Source organism: Variovorax robiniae (genome assembly GCF_037889955.1).
GTDB lineage: Bacteria > Pseudomonadota > Gammaproteobacteria > Burkholderiales > Burkholderiaceae_C > Variovorax > Variovorax robiniae.
This window is the reverse complement of the sequence record NZ_JBBKZS010000007.1, coordinates 271,655-291,343: the sequence shown is the minus strand read 5'-3', so window position 1 is coordinate 291,343 and position 19,689 is coordinate 271,655. Positions and strand designations below refer to the sequence as shown.

Below are 19,689 nucleotides of genomic sequence, written 5' to 3'. Positions count from 1 at the left end.
GCGAAAAGGCTCACTGAAAGCGATTGAAACACCGATTTGCAAAGGCCTTTCCACCGCGTAAAGTGAATGCGCCTGAACCGTCAGGCGTCACGCCAAAGGCCGAGAACAGAGGGATTCCTCCCGGTTCGACGTTGGAAGCACCCCCCGGTGGCAATCTCTTGCTGCCAGCGAGGCCGGAACCATTCAACTTCCGGTCGAGCGAAAAGATGGCATGGGTTTTGAACTCGCCATCAGGCCCGGTGAGGAGACTCCGCGTCGACTCACCGGGCTTTCTTGTTTCTGGGAACCCGAGTGCCTTTGGGGCACACTTCTTCATGATGAATGCTGGTGCCCTGATCAAAAACAAATGGGTGCGACGGTTGGTCGTCGCGCTGCTCACGGTTCTGGTGATCTGGCTGGTGGCATGGCTGGTGGTGCCGCCGCTGCTCAAGAGTCAGTTGCAGACCATCGCCAGCGCCAAGCTGGGGCGCCAGGTCACGGTCGGCAAGATCGATTTCAAACCCTGGACGCTGGAACTGGCGCTGAACGATCTGCGCATCGCTACGGCCGACGGCAAGGGCGCGCAGCTGCAGATCGGGCGCATCTACGTCGATGCCGAGATGCAGTCGATCGTGCGCCTGGCGCCGGTCATCGATGCGGTCACCATCGACCAGCCGGCGATCTCGCTGACCCACCTGGGCGATGGCCACTACGACATCGACGACATCCTTGCCAAGCTGGCTACGCCGCCCGACAAGCCTCCAGGGGAGCCGACGCGCTTCGCCATCTACAACATCGCGATCAACGGTGGCTCGATCGATTTCGACGACCAGACCGTCCAGCGCAAGCACAATCTGCGCGACCTGGTGCTGAATGTGCCGTTCATCAGCAACCTGGCCTCCCTGCGCGAGGCCAAGGTGGAGCCGAAGCTCGCCTTCACCTTCAATGGCAGCAAGTTCGACTCGGCGGCGGCAACGACACCCTTTGCCGAGAGCCGCAAGACCGACGCGCAGATCCAGTTCAAGGGTCTCGACCTGGTGCCGTACCTGGGCTATGTGCCGGCCGGGATGCCTGTGCAGTTGAAGGCGGGCTCGCTCGACGCCGACGTCAAGATCGACTTCGAGCGCGCCGCCACAGCGGGCCTCAAGATTTCCGGCACGGTCGCGACGCATGGGATTCGTGTGGCGGATGGGGAAGGGCGCGAGTTGCTGGCCTTCGACAGCCTGAGCGTCGGCCTGGCCGACGTCCGGCCGCTGGAGCGTGTGGTGCATCTCGGTGAGATCGCCCTGGTGGCCCCCAACCTGGCGGTGGCGCGCGATGCGGCCGGCAAGCTGAACCTGTTGCCGAAGAATCCAGCGACCGGTGCCGCGGAGAAGCCGGCGCCCAAAGCCGCCGAGGACGACAAGGCCGCCGCGCCCAAGGCGCCCGCCGCCACGCCCTGGAAGATCGAAGTCGACAAGTTCGCGCTGAGCGACGGTAACGTTGGCTGGCACGACGAGACGGTCAAGCCGGCCGCGGTGGTCGAGATGACCGGACTCGGCGTCCATGCCACCGGCATCCAGTGGCCCATGGAAAAGCCTGCGGAATTCAGCGGCGGCCTGGCCATCGGCGGGGCGGGGCTCAAGTTCGAGGGCCAGGGCACCGACAAGGCGGCGACGGTCAAGGCGCAGGTCGAAGCCTTGCCCCTGTCGCTGGCGGCGCCGTACCTGGCGCAGAGCCTGGAACCCACGCTCGACGGCAAGCTTGGCGGCGAGGTCGAAATCGCCTGGACGGCGCCAAATCTCAAGCTGAAGGCGAACAAAGTTTCGATCGACGGCCTGGCGCTGTCGAAGGACAAGACGGCGCTGGCCAGCGTCGGGCGTTTCGAGCTGACCGATGCCGTCGTGGACATGACCGAGCACACGCTCGCGATCGGCACCTTCAGCGCCAACCAGCCCAAGATCCGTGTGGAGCGCGACAAGGAGAAGCGCTGGATGTACGAGCGCTGGCTCAAGACGCCGACCGGCAATGGACAGCCTGAAGGGGAGGCGGCCAAGGTCGCCGCACCCAAGCCGCCGGATGCCGGATCGGCGAAGGCGAATCCGAACACCAAGCCCTGGGCCCTGACCATCGGCAACCTGTTGGTCGACGGCGGCGCCGTTTCCTATGCGGACGATGCCGCGAGCACGCCTGTGGCAGTGGAGATCACCGCGCTCAAGCTCAATGCGCAGAAACTGGCGCCCAACACTGCCGCGGTGTCTCCGCTGGAGGTGACCGGCCGCATCGGCGCCGGGCGTTCGGATCCCGGCAAGTTCCTCTACAAGGGCAACGTGGTGCTGAAGCCGGTGTCGGCGGAAGGCCGCCTGGAGGTTGGCAGCTTTCCGGTGCATGCGTTCAAGGCCTACTACTCGGATGCGCTCAATGTGGACGTGCGCCGGGCCTTTGCCAGCTACCGGGGCACGGTTCAGTATGCCCAGGCGCCGGCCGGGATGAATGCAAAGGTGGCCGGTGACCTGGCCGTGGACGACCTGCGCGTCAACAGCGTCCAGTTGACCCAATCGCCCGGCTTCGACCGCTCGAACAACCAGTTGCTCGGCTGGAAGACACTGGGCCTGCGTGGCCTGCAGGTGACGCTGGCGCCCAGCGCGCCGCCCCGCGTCGACGTGCGTGAAACCTCGCTGACGGACTTCTTCGCACGGGTGATCGTCGACCCGACCGGGCGGCTCAATCTTCAGGACCTGACGAAGAAGGGCGAGCAGGAAGGGATCGCCAAAGCGGCCGCCGCGCCGCAGCCGCCGACCACGACCCAGCGCAAGTTCGGCGGCGCGCGTGTCACGTCCAAGGCGCCGCCAAGCCGCACGACGGGCGAGCCGCCGCCGGCCGAACTGATGGTCGGCGGCGGTACGCCAGCGCCGACAGCGGCGAAGCCCGCACCCGTGGCCGCGGCGCAGCCGGAAGACACCGGCATGAAGCCGGTCATCAATTTCGGTCCGATGAGCCTTGTCAACGGCAAGATCGACTTCACCGACCTGTTCGTCAAGCCCAACTATTCGGCCGACCTCAGCGAACTCACCGGCAAGCTCAGCGCCTTCTCGTCCAATCCGCCCAAGGGCAGCAACGGCTCGCCTGAGCTCGCCGACCTGGAACTTCGTGGCAAGGCGCAGCAGACCGCCACTCTCGAGATCACAGGCAAGCTGAACCCTTTGGCCAAGCCGCTGGAACTCGACATCACCGCGAAGATGCGCGAGCTGGACCTGGCGCCGCTCTCGCCCTATTCGGCCAAGTACGCGGGCCATGGCATCGAGCGCGGCAAGATGAGCATGGACGTCAACTACAAGATTGCGCCCGACGGCCAGTTGGTCGCCACCAACAAGCTGATCCTGAACCAGCTCCAGTTCGGTGACGAGGTGCCCGGCGCGGAGCGTACCTTGCCGGTTCGCCTGGCCGTGGCCCTGCTGGCCGACCGCAACGGCGTGATCGACGTGGACCTGCCGCTGCGGGGATCGCTGAACGACCCGCAGTTCAGCATCGGCCCGCTGATCTGGAAGGCCATCGTCAACCTGATCGTCAAGGCCGCAACGGCACCGTTCGCACTGCTCACCGGCGGCGGTGGCAGCGGCGGGGACGCCAGCGCCATTGTGTTCGACCCCGGCAGCGCGACCTTGAATGCCGCGGCAAAGGAGAACCTCGACAAGATCGCCAAGGCCATGGTCGACAAGCCGGGCCTGCGCCTCACCGTGAGCGGCTCGGCCAGCCTGGAGCAGGAGCGCATTCCATATCAGAAGGCGCGCCTGCGCCAGTTGACCCAGGCCGAGAAGCGCCGCGTCGCCGTGCGTGCGGGCAAGGACGCCGCCGAGGTGGAGCCGGTCACCGACGCGGAGTACCCCGACTTGCTCACGGCCATCTACAAGCGGGCCGACATCACCAAGCCGCGCAACATGGTCGGCCTGGCCAAGGACCTCCCCGTTGCCGACATGGAAAACCTGATGATCGCCAACATCCCGGTCGACGAGGAAGTGATCCGCCAACTGGCCGTGGAGCGCGGGGGCGAGGTGCGCGATTACCTGCTCGCGCAGAAAGTGCCGTCGGAGCGACTTTTCCTCGGCGCGGTCCATGTGCAGGCCGCCGGTGGCGAGTCCAAACCGGGCGCTGAACTCAAACTCGACATGCGATAGAACTTGCGTAAACAGTTGCTCGCAGACAGGCTCCCTCGGGTCTGTGAAAATGCGGGGTTCGCCGGAATTCGGGCGCCCTTTGCGGGGTGCGTTTCCGCGCACCCTTCTTTCAAGACAAAGACACCCGTTCCCGTGACCTCAAGTTCCACCAAATCCCTCGACCTCCAGGCCCTCGACACGCTCACCGGCGGCGCCTTCACCGCTCCGACTTCGGGCGAGCGCGCGCAGCGAATCCGCGACTGGCTGGCCGGGCAGCCCACGACCGAGCAATTGCAGGATGTGTTCAAGGAACTCAGCGGTCGCGACAAGGGCGCGGCGCGCCCCGTGCGCGAGAAGCTCGACGAGATCCGTCGCGCCAAGGGCCAGGAGGTCATTGCAGCCGAATGGGCGCACAAGGCCGAGGCGCTGCTCGCCCAGCCCAAGCTCAACATCGCCGACGCGCTCGCTTGGCAACGCGACGCAGCCAAGGCCGGCGCGCCGCTGTCGCGCGAACCGCTGGCCGGCTTCAAGGCCCGCCTCGCCGACCGCGTGAAGGGCATCGAGGACTTGCAGCACCGGGCGCAAGTGCATCGCGAGGCCGCCGTGCTGCTGGCGCAGCGCTTCGAGGTGCTGTCGACCAAGGGCTGGAAGGACGCGCAGGCGGCCGAGGAGGCGCTGCGCGGCGACGTCACGCACTGGACGCAACAGGCCGACGAGATCGCTGCGGATGCCAACTGGACCAGCCTGGATGGCAAGTTCGCCCCGCAACTGGAAGCCTCGCGAGCCCAGTTGCTGAGCGTGTCGGATGCCTTCCATGCCGCGCTGGCGCAGGCCGTGGCCGCAGCGAATGACGCCGCCGCCGCGCTGCCGCCGGTGCCCGTGTGGGCCGACGAACTGCGCGCCGCGCGTGGCGAGGTGGTCGCACCGAAGGCTGCGCCCGCCAAGCCGGCCCGTCCGCCAGTCGATCCGTCCGTGCGTGCCGCCGCGCAGGAAGCCGTGCAGGCCGCATTGACCAAGCTGGAGCAGGAAACCGCCGAAGGCCACGGCAAGGGCAGCGCCGGTGCCGCCGCTGCGCTGCGCGCGGTGCTCAAGGAACACGGCAAGCTGGTCGAGTCGGAACTGGAGTCGCGCGTGCATGCGGCGCTGGTCGCCGCCGGTGAACTCGAAGGTTGGCAGCGCTGGAGCGCCGACAAGGTGCGTGAAGACCTGGTGGCCAAGGCCGAAGGTCTGCTCAAGCGCCCCGAAGGCCAGGCCCTCGGCGGACGCAAGATGCAGGAGACCCTGCGCGCCCTGCGCGACCAGTGGAAGCAGTCCGACCAGGGCGGCGTGCCCAACCATGCGCTGTGGAAGCGCTTCGACGAAGCCTGCAACGAGGCGCACAAGGTGGTCGAGGCGTGGCTCGAGAAGGTCCGTGCCGATGCTGCAGAGCATCGTGCGCAGCGCCTCGCGCTGATCGAGGAGGTCAAGACCTGGGCCGCGGCCCATGCCGATGCGGCCGACCTCAAGGCGCACAACCGTGCCTTGCACCAATTCGCCGACCGCTGGCGCGATGCCGGCCATGTGGGCGAGAAGGTGTTCGCCGAATTGCAGCCGCAATGGAACGAGGCCTTCGGTGCGGCGCGTGCGCCTTTCGAAACGGCCCAAAAGGCCAGCGTCGAGCGGCGCCAGGCCATGATCGCCGAGGCGGTGGAGCTCGGCGCCGCGCCCGTCCTGCGCATCGATGCGGTCAAGGCGTTGCAGCAACGCTGGCAACAGGAAGCCCAGGGTGTGCCGCTGGACCGCCGCCAGGAACAGAAGATGTGGGACGCCTTCCGCGCCCCGATCGACGAGGCTTTCAACCGCAAGACGGCCGAGCGCGAAAAGGTGTCGTCGGCGATGAACGAGCACGACCGCAACGTGCTGCTGGCGTCGAAGGCGCTGGAGGCGGCCAATGCCACCGGGGATGCGCAGAAGATCCGCGCCGCGATGAACCAGCTCGAAGCTGCGATGCGGGGCGAGAAGGTGCAGATCGCGGAGGCGCCGGCCAAGGCTGCGGCCACCTCGCACGTCAACACGGCCGAGTCGGCGCCGCCCGCGCAAGCCGCGCAGGCAGCCGAGGCCGAATTCGCGGAGAGCGCGGGCCAGGCGCAAGCGTCGGGTGAAGCCGACCAGGCTTCTGCACCCGCCGCCGCCCCGGCACCTGACCTCGTCGCGCCGGAGGGCAGCGCCGATGCCGCGGCCAGCGGCGACAGCGCAGGCGATGCGGCACCCACGCCCGCTCCGGCACCCGTGGCTGCGCCCAAGCCCGTGGTTGCGATGCGCCGCGCCGATGACCGTCCCGGCATGCGCAAGCCCGAGCCGGCGATGGCCGGCCGTGGCGGCCGTCCCGGAGATCGTGGCGGCGACCGGCGCGACAGCCGCGGCCCTGGCGGCCCGGGTGGCCGTCCGGACCGCGCAGGCGCGCCGGGTGGCGATCGCGGCGGCCGCTTCGGCGACCGTGGCGCATCGCCCCGTTTCGAAGATCGCGGCCCACGCCTGGGCGACGCCGCTTTCCGCGCACAACGCGATGCGGTCGAGCATGCACAGGCGGCCCTGCGCAAGCTCGCCGCGCAAGCGCATGGCGAAGCCTTGACGCAATTGCTCGGTGCCTGGGAAAAGCGCGACGCCGCGGCCTTGCCTTCCGTGCAGGAACTCGGTCGTGCGGTCTCGCCGGCCGTGCGTGGCGCCTGGTCGCAGGCCCTCGGCTCGACGCCGACGGGCAATTCGCAAGATGCGCTCCTGCGCCTCGAAATCGCGGCTGAAGTGCCGACGCCCGCGGAGCATGTGGATGCGCGCCGTGCCATGCAGCTTCAACTGCTGACCAAGCGCAACGAGCCCACGCCCGCGCAGACCTGGGGCCTGGATGCCGCCAAGGTGCTGGCCGGCAACCACGACGCCAACACCGCGCGTCGCTTGCAGAACGTGCTCAAGGCATTGCTCAAGGGGTAGACATGCAACGCAGCCGCTACGGCCTCTTGCTCCCGGCGATCGTGCTGGCGGCGGGGCTGAGTGGCTGTGAACTGATGGCGCCGAAGCAGGCCGGCGAGGCGGGTGCGCCCCCGTTGACCCCTGAGCAGGAAGCGGCGAAGGCCGCGTTGCCCGCGCCGGTGCGCAAGATCACCGCGCAGACGCCGGAGGTGCGGGCCTACCGCAAGACTGGCGCCCGCCACATCTACACGGTCTACAAGGCGCGGATCTACAAGGGCAAGATTCCGCCGCTGGTCTATGCGGTGGTCACGGTGGAGACGCATCTGGGCGCCAACGGTGAAGTCGAAGCCGTGACCTTCATGCGGACGCCGGAACATGCGCCGGAGGTCAGCCTTCAGATCGCCGAGTTGATCAACAAGGCCTCGCCGCTGCCGCCGCCACCCGCGAAGGTCGGCGCGCACACCTACGTCGAGACCTGGCTGTGGGACAAGAGTGGCAACTTCCAGCTTGATACGTTGACGCTGGGGCAGCGCAGTCGATAGGCCTATCGCCGCCTAGGTCTGAAGAACTCGTCGAACAACACGAGAAGCGCTGCGAATTCAGCGCCGAAGCGCTCGCGATTCACAAAGTAGGCCTCGCAGGCCACCGCGAAGAACTCGCCGATGTTGACGGCGCCGTAGTCGTCGAGCCACGGCGGTTCGGCGCCGAAGCGGTCGGCCATGATGGTCTTTTCGCGGAAGTCGTCGTAGGCGGGCTTCAGCACCGCGAGCCATGCGGCGCGGGCGGCATTCGCGGTCGGCGCGCCCGCAAAGCCAGCGGGCAGGGGCGGGCAGCCGTCGACCGCGCCGTCGCGCATGTCGATCTTGTGGGCGAACTCGTGGATGACGACGTTGTAACCCGTGCCCGTGGTGTTGCTGCTGTCCAGCACGGCCTTCCAGCTCAGCGTCACCGGGCCGTTCTCCATCGCCTCGCCGGCGATCACCTCGTCGTACTCGTGCACCACTTGCGTCGGATCGATGACGCGGCGACGCGCGACCATCTCATCGGCATGAACCACGATGCCGACGAAATCGTCATACCAGTCGAGGCCGCCTTTCAGGTGGAGCACCGGCAGCACGGCCTGTGCGGCAATGGCCAACACGACCTCGTCGGTGATCTCGAAGCCCTTGGCGCCGTGGAAGCGCTTGTCGCGCAGGAACAAGGTGCTGAGTTCACGCAGGCGCACGGCGTCAGACGGCGGCAGGTCTGACAGGAACGGATAGCGGTCGAGCGTTGCTTGCCAGGCCGCGTCGGGGATCTGCGGACCTGAGCGCAGGCTGCGTAACCAACCCAGCATCTATCGAAGATCCACGCGTTGCGCGCCAGCGACGGAGAGGCACAGGACCTGGGCCCGCGGCGGATGCGCGGCGGCATCCCAATCGCTCAGCACAATGCGCCGCAGGCCATTGCCGAGGTCGTGTTCAGCAGGCCGATGCGTGTGGCCGTGGATCAGCGTGCGGGCATTGGCGCGGCGCAGCCATTCGCGTGCCGCATCGGCGTCGACGTCGGCCCAAACCATGCCGGGGCTGCGCTTGCGGTCTTCGCTCTGGGTTCGCACGGACCGGGCCAGCGCGCGCCGTTCTTCCAGTGGCCGCGCCAACACGGCCTGCTGCCATTCGGGAGATCGCACCTGGGCGCGGAACTGGAGGTACTCGTGATCGTCGAGGCACAACGCATCGCCGTGGCTCAGCAGCCAGCGTTCGCCATGCAGCACGAGCACGGTCGGGTCGTCCAGCATGGTGACGCCACTGCGGGCGGCGAAGTCCGCGCCCATCAGGAAGTCGCGGTTGCCGTGCATCACGAAGATCGGCCGGCGCTGCGCAGCCTGGCGCAGCACCTCGACGCACTCCGCCTCGAAGCCGGGTTGGTCGGCCACGTCGTCGCCGGGCCAGACTTCGAGCAGGTCGCCGAGGATGAAGATCGCGTCGGCCGGCGTGGTCTCGAAATAGCCGCACCAGGCCTCGAAGGTGGCGGGTTCGTCGACATGCAGGTGCAGGTCGGAAATCAGGTCGACGGTGCGCCACCCGGGCGGCGCAACGCATTCGGCAAAAGCCGCGTCATGGATCGTCATGCGGGCCTTTGCACCATCGCTTGATTGGCCGGGTTACTCGGCGGTGACGACGGCCTTCTCGATCACGACGTCTTCCAGCGGCACGTCGTCATGGAAGCCCTTGCGGCCGGTCTTCACGCCTTCGATCTTGTCGACCACGTCGGTGCCCGAGATGGCCTTGCCGAACACGGCATAGCCCCAGCCCTGGGCCGACGGTGCGGTGTGGTTGAGGAAGCTGTTGTTCGATGCGTTGATGAAGAACTGCGCGGTGGCCGAGTGCGGTGCGTTGGTGCGCGCCATCGCCACGGTGTACTTGTCGTTCTTGAGGCCGTTGTTGGCTTCGTTCTCGATCTCGGCCGCGGTCGGCTTCTGCTTCATGCCGGGTTCGAAGCCGCCACCCTGGACCATGAAGCCGGGGATGACGCGGTGGAACACGGTGTTGTCGTAGTGGCCGTTCTTGACGTAGGCCAGGAAGTTCTCGACCGACTTGGGTGCCTTGGCACGGTCGAGTTCAAGCGTGATGACGCCGAGGTTCTTGATGTGGAGTTCGACTTGCGGATTGCTCATGGTGTGGTCCTGTGTTTACTTCGCCACGACGGTGGCGGACTGGATGATGACGGGTTCGGCCGGCACGTCGGACATGCCGCCCTTGACGCCGGTGCGCGTGGCGCGGATCTTGTCGACGACCTCGGTGCCGGAGACGACCTTTCCGAACACGGTGTAGCCATGCCCGTCGGGGCTGGGCGCATTCAGCATCGCGTTGTCCTTCACGTTGATGAAGAACTGAGAGGTGGCGGAGTTCGGGTCGCCGGTGCGGGCCATGGCGATGGTGTACTTGTCGTTCTTCAGGCCGTTGCTGGCTTCGAGCGGAATCGGCGCACGCGTGGGCTTCTGCTTGAGTTCAGGCGTGAAGCCGCCGCCCTGGATCATGAAGCCATCGATCACGCGATGGAACACGGTGCCGTCGTAGTGCTTCTCGTTGACGTACTGCAGGAAGTTGGCCACCGTCTTCGGCGCCTTGGCCGGGTCGAGTTGCACCACGATGTCGCCCATCGAGGTGGCGAGCTTCACGCGCGGTGCGGACGCGTCCTGCGCCCACGCGGCATGGGTCAGCAAGGTTGCGACGCCCAAGGTCAAGGCGGCGCGGCGGGTCAGTTGCGAAATGTTCAAGAGAGTCTCCCTTTCATGGCTGTGCCACCGGCACCGCCGGAGCAGCGCCATCGGCGGGGGTTACTTGCGAAGAGCCGGTTTGGTGACGGCCGGCACTGCTGCCGGCAATGTACCCGCAGCGCGCTCGCTGGCCGGCGTGAAGATCTGCTTGATCAACGTCAGCTTGGGTGCGATGCCGGCGTTGGCGGGTTCGAGTTGTTGCGCACGGGTGTAGGACTGCGCGGCGAGCCTTGCGTACACGTCGCCGAGGTTCTCATGCGCGGTGGCATAGGAGGGGTTCAGCTTGACCGCCATCTCGAGCGCGGTGCGGGCCTTGTCGAACTGGCTCTGCGATGCATAAAGCGCGGCCAGGTTGTTGTAGGGCTCGGGCAGCTCGGGGAAGTCTTGCGTGAGCTGGGTGAAGGCGACGGTGGCCTCGGGCACCTTGCCTTGCTCGCTGAGGATCACGCCGCGCAGGAATCGCATTTGCGGGTCGCGCGGCTTGCTGACGATGTAGGTCTCTGCCTTGTTGAGGGCTTCGGCCTGCTTGCCCTGCCGCAAGAGCAGGTTGACGTCGGCATATTCGTCCGCATGGGCCGCACCCAGCAGCAGCGCGAAGGCGAGGGCGGAGACAATGCGGGGAATGGTGTGCATGGAAGGTGCGGCGTGCTTCATGAAGCCTCTGGAAAATGGGCGGATGGGGGCTCGACAAACACCCGAAAAAATGCCCGCTGCCGGCCGTTTATACTTGAAATGAATTGTAGCTGAGGGCCCGCTCGGCAGCCCTTGCCGCTACAACCCCAACACCCAGAAATACGCGGCCATTTTTCGGCATTGCTTCAGCGACGCACGAGCACCCAATGGCGGCCTTCCAAATTCCATGAGTCTGCGCATCTACAACACGCTTTCGCGTGAACTGGAGGACTTTTCTCCACTGCAACCCGGCCGTGTGGGCATGTACGTCTGCGGCATGACGGTGTACGACCTGTGCCACATCGGTCATGCCCGCATGATGATGGCCTTCGACGTGGTGCAGCGCTGGTTGCGCGCGAGCGGCTTCGACGTGACCTACGTGCGCAACATCACCGACATCGACGACAAGATCATTGCGCGCGCGCTGGCGCGCGGAATCACGATCCGCGCGTTGACCGAGGAAGTGGTGGCGGCCATGCACCAGGACATCGGCGCGCTGGGCATCGAGCCGCCGACCATCGAGCCGCGCGCGACCGAGTACGTGCCGCAGATGCTCGGCATCATCGAGAAGCTCGAGCAGAAGGGCCTGGCCTATCGCTCGACCAACGGCGACGTGAACTATGCGGTGCGCAAGTTCCCGGGCTACGGCAAGCTGTCCGGCAAGTCACTGGATGAGTTGCATGCGGGCGAGCGCGTGGCGGTGCTGGACGGCAAGGAGGATCCGTTGGACTTCGTGCTGTGGAAGTCCGCGAAGCCGACTGAACCCGAAGATGCCAAATGGGACAGCCCCTTCGGCGTGGGCCGGCCGGGTTGGCACATCGAGTGCTCGGCCATGTGCGGCGCGACGCTCGGCGAGACCTTCGACATCCACGGCGGTGGCGCGGACCTTCAGTTCCCGCACCACGAGAACGAGATCGCGCAGAGCGAAGGCGCCACCGGCAAGCCGCTGGCGCGCTTCTGGGTGCACAACGGCTTTGTGCGCGTGGACAACGAGAAGATGTCCAAGAGCCTGGGCAACTTCTTCACCATCCGCGAGGTGCTGCAGAAGTACGACGCGGAGAGCCTGCGCTTCTTCCTGGTGCGCACGCACTACCGCAGCGCGTTGAACTACAGCGATGCGCATTTGGACGACGCGCGCAACTCGCTCAAGCGCTTGTACACGGCGCTGGATGGCGTGGCTGCTGCCGACGTTGCGATCGACTGGTCGCAGCCGCATGCGGCACGCTTCAAGGCGGCGATGGACGAAGACTTCGGGACGCCGGAAGCGATCGCGGTGCTGTTCGATCTGGCGAGCGAAGTCAATCGCACGCGCTCGCCCGAACTTGCGGGTTTGTTGAAGGCGCTCGGCGGCACGCTGGGTGTGTTGCAGGGCGACCCGCAGGCGTTCCTGCAAGCCGGCAGCGCGCTCGACGATTCGGCCATCCAGGTGTTGATCGCCGAACGAGCCGCCGCCAAGGCCGCAAAGAATTTCGCGGAGGCCGACCGCATCCGCAAGCATCTCCTGGAGCAGGGCATCGTGCTGAAGGATTCACCCACCGGAACCACTTGGGCTTCGGCGCAGTGAATTGAGGATCAGCGTGGCGCCTGTCAAGAAAGCAACCGTCGAGATCTTCACGCCCGATTACTGGGAAGAAGCGTGCAAGCACCTGGCCAGGAAGGACCGCGTGATGAAGCGGCTCATCCCGCAGTTCGGCGATGTGCGGCTCGAATCGCGCGGTGACGCCTTCACCACGCTGGCACGCAGCATCGTGGGCCAGCAGGTTTCGGTGAAGGCCGCGCAAACGGTGTGGGACAAGTTCGAGGCCCTGCTGCCGCGCAAGATGACGCCGGCCAACGTGCTGAAGCTCAAGGTCGACGACATGCGCGCCTGCGGCCTGTCGGCGCGCAAGGTCGAGTACCTGGTCGACCTGGCGATCCATTTCGACACGCAGGCGGTGCATGTCAATGCGTGGAAGCACATGGCGGACGAGCTGATCATCGAAGAGCTCGTCGCGATCCGTGGCATCGGCCGCTGGACGGCCGAAATGTTCCTGATTTTTCACCTGATGCGGCCCAATGTGCTCCCGTTGGACGACGTTGGACTCATCACCGGCATCAGCCACAACTACTTCTCCGGCGACCCGGTCAGCCGCAGCGATGCGCGCGAGGTGGCTGTCGCCTGGGCACCTTATTGCAGCGTGGCAACTTGGTATATTTGGCGCTCGCTCGACCCGGCACCGGTCGCGTACTGAACAACAAGGAGAAGACGTTGGCGAAACGAACCTTCCTCGACTTCGAGCAGCCCATCGCGGAGCTCGAAAGCAAGATTGAAGAACTGCGCTATGTGCAGACCGAATCGGCGGTCGACATCTCCGAAGAGATCGACCAGCTCGGCAAGAAGAGCCAGCAACTCACCAAGGACATCTACAGCGACCTGACGCCCTGGCAGATCACCAAGATCGCGCGGCATCCGGAACGCCCCTACACGCTCGACTATGTGAACGAGATCTTCACGGATTTCGTGGAGTTGCATGGCGACCGGCATTTCTCGGACGACCTGTCGATCGTGGGTGGACTCGCGCGCTTCAATGGCACGCCGTGCATGGTTATCGGCCATCAGAAGGGCCGCGACACGAAGGAGCGCACGGCGCGCAACTTCGGCATGAGCAAGCCCGAGGGCTATCGCAAGGCGCTGCGCCTCATGAAGACGGCGGAGAAGTTCAAGCTGCCGGTCTTCACCTTTGTCGACACGCCGGGCGCGTACCCGGGCATCGATGCGGAAGAGCGCGGGCAGTCCGAGGCGATCGGCCGCAACATCTTCGAGATGGCGCAACTGGAGGTGCCGATCATCGTCACCATCATCGGCGAGGGCGGCTCGGGCGGCGCGCTGGCGATCTCGGTGGGCGACCAGTTGCTGATGTTGCAGTACTCGATCTATTCGGTGATCAGTCCGGAAGGCTGCGCCTCGATTCTCTGGAAGACTTCCGAGAAGGCGAAGGAAGCGGCGGATGCGCTGGGCATCACGGCCCATCGGCTGAAGGCGCTGGGCCTGGTCGACAAGATCGTGAGCGAGCCGGTGGGTGGTTCGCACCGCGATCATCGGCAGATGGCCGCCTTCCTGAAGCGCGCGTTGGGCGATGCGTTCCGGCAGGTCAGCGACATGAAGGTCAAGGAACTGCTGGACCGTCGCTACGAACGGCTGCAGAGCTACGGCCGCTTCAACGACCTCAAGGCCGACAAGTAGTCGCTGCGGCGCCACGCGTGGGCGCCTTGCTCGGACACTGGCGACGGCCCGCATGCGCGGGCCACGCGTCGCACAATCCCCCGATGAATTTCGATGAGGCCATTGCGGCTTTCGAGCCGGCGCTTCCGCTTGCCGTGGCCTACAGCGGCGGCGCGGATTCGACCGCGTTGCTGGTGGCCTGTGCCGCGCGCTGGCCGGGGCAGGTCGAGGCCTTTCATGTGCATCACGGGCTGCAAGCCGCGGCCGATGAATTCGAGCGGCATTGCGCGGCGGTTTGCGAGCGATTAGGCGTGACGCTCCGCGTGCATCGCGTCGATGCGCGGCATGCACCGGGGGAGAGTCCGGAAGACGCGGCGCGACGGGCGCGCTATGCGTCGTTGGCGACGTTGGCCAGTGCCGAGGGCACGCGTGCAGGGATTCAATCGATTGCGCTTGGCCAGCATGCGGACGATCAGGTGGAGACCGTGCTGCTGGCGCTGTCGCGCGGTGCCGGGCTGGCCGGATTGGCGGCCATGCCGGAGATCGCACAGCGCGACGGCCTGGTGTTCCACCGCCCCTTGCTCAGCGTGCCGGCCGAGGAGATCCGCGCGTGGCTGCAAGCACGCGACCTGCCGTGGATCGAAGACCCGAGCAATGCCGATGCGCGCTTCACGCGCAACCGCATTCGCACCGAACTGCTGCCAGCGCTCGATCGTGCCTTCCCCCAATTCCGCTCGACCTTCGCCCGCAGTGCGCGGCATGCGGCGCAGGCGCATGGCCTGCTGGTGGAGCTGGCGCAGCAGGATCTCGCAGCCATCGGCACGCCACCGGCCATCGCCGCGTTGCGCCAGCTTTCGCGCGCTCGTCAGGCCAACGTCCTGCGCCACTGGCTGCTGCAAGCCCACGGCTGCACGCCCAGCACGGCACAGCTCGACGAACTGCTGGACCAGCTCGAAACCTGCACCACGCGCGGCCACCGGCTGCACATCAAGATCGGCACCGGCTTCGCCGAGCGGCGCGGGGTATTGCTCCATTGGTACAATCCCTCGCCCCCGACAGAGGCTTCGCGCTGATCGTCAAGGGTGTACCGCCGCAGGGCAAGTCGCCCCGGGGCCGGTTTTCCTTCTTTCCCATACTTCACCCATGGCATTGATCGTTCACAAATACGGCGGCACGTCGATGGGCTCGACCGAGCGCATCCGCAATGTTGCCAAGCGCGTTGCCAAGTGGGCACGCGCCGGCCACCAGATGGTGGTGGTTCCGAGCGCGATGAGCGGCGAGACCAATCGCCTGCTCAGCCTGGCCAAGGAGCTTGCGCCCGGCCGCACCAGCGACGACTACAACCGCGAACTCGACATGCTCGCCTCGACCGGCGAGCAGGCCTCGTCGGCGCTGCTGGCGATCGCGTTGCAAGCCGAGGGCATGCCTTCGGTCAGCTATGCGGGCTGGCAGGTCTCGGTGCGCACCGACAGTTCCTTCACCAAGGCACGCATCGAAAGCATCGAGGACGAGCGCGTGCGCGCGGACCTCGAGGCCGGCAAGGTGGTGGTCATCACCGGCTTCCAGGGCGTGGACGACGCGGGCAACATCACGACGCTCGGCCGTGGCGGCAGCGACACCTCGGCGGTGGCCATTGCCGCGGCGATGAAGGCGCATGAATGCCTGATCTACACCGACGTCGACGGCGTCTACACGACCGACCCGCGCGTCGAGCCCGATGCACGCCGCCTGCACACGGTGAGCTTCGAGGAGATGCTCGAGATGGCGAGCCTCGGCTCCAAGGTGCTGCAGATCCGCTCGGTCGAATTCGCGGGCAAGTACAAGGTGCCCCTGCGCGTGCTGTCGAGCTTCACGCCGTGGGACATCGACATCAACGAAGAAGCCAAGTCCGGCACGCTGATCACTTTCGAGGAAGACGAAAACATGGAACAAGCCGTCGTATCCGGCATTGCATTCAACCGCGACGAGGCCAAGGTCTCGGTGCTCGGTGTGCCCGACACGCCGGGCATCGCGTACCACATCCTGGGTGCAGTGGCCGATGCCAACATCGAAGTCGACGTGATCATCCAGAACCTGAGCAAGGGTGGAAAGACCGACTTCAGCTTCACGGTGCATCGCAACGATTTCGCCAAGTGCATCGACCTGCTCAAGGAAAAGGTCCTGCCGAAGCTGGGCGCCGCCGAAGTGGTGGGCGACGCCAAGATCTGCAAGGTCAGCATCGTGGGCATCGGCATGCGCAGCCACGTCGGCGTGGCCAGCAAGATGTTCCGCGTGCTGAGCGAAGAGGGCATCAACATCCAGATGATTTCGACCAGCGAGATCAAGACTTCCGTCGTGATCGACGAGAAGTACATGGAGCTGGCCGTGCGCGCTTTGCACAAGGCGTTTGACCTGGATCAACCTCCGGCGTAAAACGTCGCCAAAGATGGCATAATCGATGGCTCAGGAACTGTGACCGAGTGGCCGAAGGTGCTCCCCTGCTAAGGGAGTATGGGGTGTAGAGCCTCATCGAGGGTTCGAATCCCTCCGGTTCCGCCAAAAGCCAAGTAAAAACGCCCCTCACGGGGCGTTTTTTTATGCCTGTTCGCCATGCGTTCCTGGGTGAGCCCGGTTCAGGAATGCCATGGCAGGATGCCGCGATGCCACCCAAAGCCAAAGCACCCGCAACCGTCGCGCTGCAATCGCTGGTCAAGACCAAGCTGGTCCCGCCGCGCAGTGCCGGGCGCATGGTCGAGCGCGACAAGCTGATCACGCAACTGCTGGAGGCGCGCCGCCTGCGCTGCTTCGTGTTGCAGGGGCCGGCGGGCTGCGGCAAGACGATGACGCTGGTGGCCTGGCGGCAGGCCTTGCTGCCGCTGGGCTTCCACGTGGCGTGGCTCACGCTGGCGCCCGAGGACAACGAACTCACGCGCTTTCTCGACTACCTGGTGGCCAGCATCGCGCAGGTGGACAAGGACATTGTCCGCGAGGCCACCGAGCTGGCGGGCCACGGTGTCGATGGCGAAGCGGTGGAGCGCCTCGTCATCGCGCTGGTGCGGGGCATGGCGCGCCACGGGGGCGAGATCACGCTGATGCTCGACGATCTCCAGCACCTGGCCGATCCGCGCATCCACGAGGCGCTGCAGTGGCTCATCGACTATGCCCCGGCCAACCTGCACCTGGTGCTGGCTTCGCGTGGCGCCGTGGCGGTGTCGCTGACGCGGCTGCGTTCGCGCGGGCTGGTGCTCGAACTGGACTTGCGCGACCTGCGTTTCTCTCCCGCGGAATCCGAGCGCTTTCTGCGCAGCCGGGTCGGCGCGATCAGCCATCGCGATGCGATGCGCGTGCACGAGTTGTCGGATGGCTGGGTCGCGGGGCTGCAGCTTCTTGCGGTCGATTGGAAGCAGCGGTGGCGGCAGGCCGGCGGTGAGGCGATCGCACCGGCGGACTTCGTGCGTGCGCAGGTGCAGAACGACCAGGCCTTCAGCGCCTACTTCGAGCGTGAAGTGCTGTCGCGCCTGGCGCCGGCGGAGCTGGAGTTGCTGATCAACGTCTCGATCTGCAACCGCTTCTGCGCGCCGCTGTGCGCGGTGCTGGTCGGCCGGGACGCAACAGTTGCCAGCATGGTCGTGCTGCTCACGCGCCTGGAGGCCGACAACCTGTTCATCATCCAGGTCGAGAGCCATGAGCGGGACACCTGGTATCGCCTGCATCCGCTGTTGCGCGAGACCTTGCACGAGCGGCTGGGCCGGCGCAGTGCGCAGCACGGGCGCGACATCCATCTGGCCGCATGGAACTGGTTCCGGGAAAATGGCCTGCTCGACGAGGCGGTGCGCCATGGCGTGCTGGCTGGCGAAGCCGACGCGGCGGCCGACCTGGTGGAGCGTACGGCGCGGGCCCTGGAAAAGCGGGGCGACCTGCGCAAGCTGATCGGACTGGTGCGCCAGTTGCCGCCGGTGCAGGTGCAGGCGCGCGTGGAATTGCGGTTGTGGATGATCCGCCTGGCGCTCTACAGCCGCGATTTCGACGGATGTGCGGCAAGCATCACGCGGCTCGCGGCCGACATCCCGGAGGGCGATGCGCCGAACCGCTTCTACCTCGCGATCCTGCAGGCCACGCTCGCGGTGCAGCGCGACGACCCCGATGCGGCGATGGCCGTGCTGCCGCGCCTGCTGCAAACACCGCCGGAAGCCGACGCCATGCTGGTGGGCGGCCGCGACAACATCCTGTCGTGGCTCTACATGTACCGTGGCGAGTACGAGCGCGCGCGCCAGGTGCAGTTCGACAACCCGCTGCGACTGGTCGACGGCGTGCCCTTGCTCGGTACCTCGTCGGGCACCTTGCAGGGGCGCTGCCTCATCGGCCTCAGCTTTGCGCTCGAGGGCCGCATGACGCAGGCCGAGCGCATCTACCGCGAGGTGCTGCGGGAGGCGGAGTCTGGCGGGCCCGCGTGCGTCGAGCCGGCGTTGCTGGCCACGGCGCTGCTCGGGGAGGTACTGGTTGAAATCGACGAGATCGACGCGGCGCTGCGACTGCTGGAAGACCGCGTGGACGTGCTGGAGCGGGCCTCCATTCCGGACTCGGTGCTGCGGCTGCTGCTGATGTTGTCGATCGCGCACTGGACGTCCGGCAGGCAACTCGAAAGCATGGCGTACCTGGAGCGCCTCGAGGATTTCGCGACGGGCGTGGACCTCGACCGCCTGCTGGCGCACAGCCTGGGCATGCAGGTTCATTACCGCATCCTGATGGGTGATCTGCTGGCGGCGGAGGGTCTCGTCAAGCGACTCGATGACTTGGAGGCCCGGCACCGAGACGTCGGGGGAATGATCCGCGACGAGATCTTCGTGATGGCCGAACGGGCGCGGGTCCGCCTGCTGATGGCACAGGGTGATTTCGAACATGCGGCGATGCGCATCGAGCCCTTGATTGCGTTCGTGGAGTCACGCAACCGCTATCGGCTGAATGCGCAACTCCAGCTGCTGCGCGCGGTCATCGAGTTGCGCCGCGGCCGTCACACGCTGGCGGTCGAATGTGCGCTCGATGCCTTGCGCGGCGGGCACCGGGTGGGCCTCATGCGCACGCTGGTCGATGCGGACCCTGTCGCGCAGGACCTGATCCGCGAGCTGGGTGAAGACCCGGCGCTGGACCCGGTGCTGGCCTTCTATGCCGAGCGGCTGGTTTCAGCCTCTCGTGCGTCGCAGGTGCCGGCGGGAACGGCCGCGCCATCGGTTGCACCCATTGCCGGCCAGGAAGCCTTGAGCGAGCGGGAGCGCGACGTGGTGCGGCTGCTCGCGCAAACCATGCCCAACAAGAAGATCGCGCGCACGCTGGGGGTGTCGCCGGAGACGGTGAAGTGGCACCTGAAGAACATCTATCTCAAGCTCGGCGTTGCGGGCCGCGACGAAGCGGTAGCGAGGGTCCGGGACCTGCAATGGGGTGAGGGGTAGGCAAAAACCTCCCCCCCGGCACGGGGAGGAGGCGGGGAGGGCTCGGCTCCTATCGTTGAGGCACCCAGGCGC

The 19,689-nt window shown here is 66.3% G+C and carries 14 protein-coding genes and 1 tRNA gene; 10 read left to right on the top strand and 5 right to left on the bottom strand.

Annotated features, from left to right (window positions below; all coding sequences use genetic code 11):
• Positions 1 to 317: 317 nt before the first annotated feature.
• The 3 genes from WKW79_RS18700 (at position 318) to WKW79_RS18690 (ending at position 7,600) form a co-directional block, all read left to right on the top strand.
• Positions 318 to 4,133, top strand: a complete 3,816-nt coding sequence (locus WKW79_RS18700) for a DUF748 domain-containing protein (RefSeq protein WP_422823921.1) — start codon at positions 318 to 320, stop codon at positions 4,131 to 4,133.
• A gap of 132 nt (positions 4,134 to 4,265) precedes the next feature.
• The gene (locus tag WKW79_RS18695; protein WP_340336676.1) at positions 4,266 to 7,079 is read left to right on the top strand and encodes a DUF349 domain-containing protein; all 2,814 of its coding nucleotides are present in this window, start codon (positions 4,266 to 4,268) and stop codon (positions 7,077 to 7,079) included.
• Between the two features lie 2 nt (positions 7,080 to 7,081).
• Complete coding sequence (locus WKW79_RS18690; protein ID WP_340336675.1) at positions 7,082 to 7,600, top strand: hypothetical protein; 519 nt, start codon at positions 7,082 to 7,084, stop codon at positions 7,598 to 7,600.
• A 2-nt stretch (positions 7,601 to 7,602) separates the two neighbouring features.
• Here WKW79_RS18690 and WKW79_RS18685 read toward each other — a convergent pair whose 3' ends face one another.
• From WKW79_RS18685 to WKW79_RS18665, 5 genes are read right to left on the bottom strand one after another with little or no spacing between them, the layout of a single operon-like run.
• Positions 7,603 to 8,394 (bottom strand): M90 family metallopeptidase, encoded by a 792-nt coding sequence (locus WKW79_RS18685; protein ID WP_340336674.1) that lies wholly within the window; start codon positions 8,392 to 8,394, stop codon positions 7,603 to 7,605.
• Entirely contained in the window at positions 8,395 to 9,168 is a 774-nt protein-coding gene (locus WKW79_RS18680) for a UDP-2,3-diacylglucosamine diphosphatase (protein WP_340336673.1), read from the bottom strand.
• Positions 9,169 to 9,201: 33 nt separating this feature from the next.
• Entirely contained in the window at positions 9,202 to 9,714 is a 513-nt protein-coding gene (locus WKW79_RS18675; RefSeq protein ID WP_340336672.1) for a peptidylprolyl isomerase, read from the bottom strand.
• 15 nt (positions 9,715 to 9,729) lie between these two features.
• Positions 9,730 to 10,368, bottom strand: a complete 639-nt coding sequence (locus WKW79_RS18670) for a peptidylprolyl isomerase (protein WP_422823917.1) — start codon at positions 10,366 to 10,368, stop codon at positions 9,730 to 9,732.
• Between the two features lie 9 nt (positions 10,369 to 10,377).
• Positions 10,378 to 10,950 (bottom strand): tetratricopeptide repeat protein, encoded by a 573-nt coding sequence (locus WKW79_RS18665; protein WP_422823916.1) that lies wholly within the window; start codon positions 10,948 to 10,950, stop codon positions 10,378 to 10,380.
• Positions 10,951 to 11,176: 226 nt separating this feature from the next.
• Here WKW79_RS18665 and cysS point away from each other — a divergent pair, with 226 nt between their 5' ends.
• The 7 genes from cysS (at position 11,177) to WKW79_RS18630 (ending at position 19,617) form a co-directional block, all read left to right on the top strand.
• Positions 11,177 to 12,553, top strand: a complete 1,377-nt coding sequence (gene cysS / locus WKW79_RS18660) for a cysteine--tRNA ligase (RefSeq protein ID WP_340336669.1) — start codon at positions 11,177 to 11,179, stop codon at positions 12,551 to 12,553.
• Between the two features lie 13 nt (positions 12,554 to 12,566).
• Complete coding sequence (locus tag WKW79_RS18655; RefSeq protein WP_340336668.1) at positions 12,567 to 13,220, top strand: DNA-3-methyladenine glycosylase family protein; 654 nt, start codon at positions 12,567 to 12,569, stop codon at positions 13,218 to 13,220.
• Between the two features lie 17 nt (positions 13,221 to 13,237).
• Entirely contained in the window at positions 13,238 to 14,212 is a 975-nt protein-coding gene (locus tag WKW79_RS18650) for an acetyl-CoA carboxylase carboxyltransferase subunit alpha (RefSeq protein ID WP_340336667.1), read from the top strand.
• An 83-nt stretch (positions 14,213 to 14,295) separates the two neighbouring features.
• Positions 14,296 to 15,264: a tRNA lysidine(34) synthetase TilS gene (tilS, locus tag WKW79_RS18645; RefSeq protein WP_340336666.1), complete on the top strand. Its 969-nt coding sequence runs from the start codon at positions 14,296 to 14,298 to the stop codon at positions 15,262 to 15,264.
• Between the two features lie 70 nt (positions 15,265 to 15,334).
• Complete coding sequence (locus tag WKW79_RS18640) at positions 15,335 to 16,603, top strand: aspartate kinase (protein WP_340336665.1); 1,269 nt, start codon at positions 15,335 to 15,337, stop codon at positions 16,601 to 16,603.
• 33 nt (positions 16,604 to 16,636) lie between these two features.
• A tRNA-Ser gene (locus WKW79_RS18635) sits at positions 16,637 to 16,729 on the top strand.
• Between the two features lie 101 nt (positions 16,730 to 16,830).
• Positions 16,831 to 19,617: a winged helix-turn-helix domain-containing protein gene (locus WKW79_RS18630; RefSeq protein ID WP_340336664.1), complete on the top strand. Its 2,787-nt coding sequence runs from the start codon at positions 16,831 to 16,833 to the stop codon at positions 19,615 to 19,617.
• Positions 19,618 to 19,689: the final 72 nt, after the last annotated feature.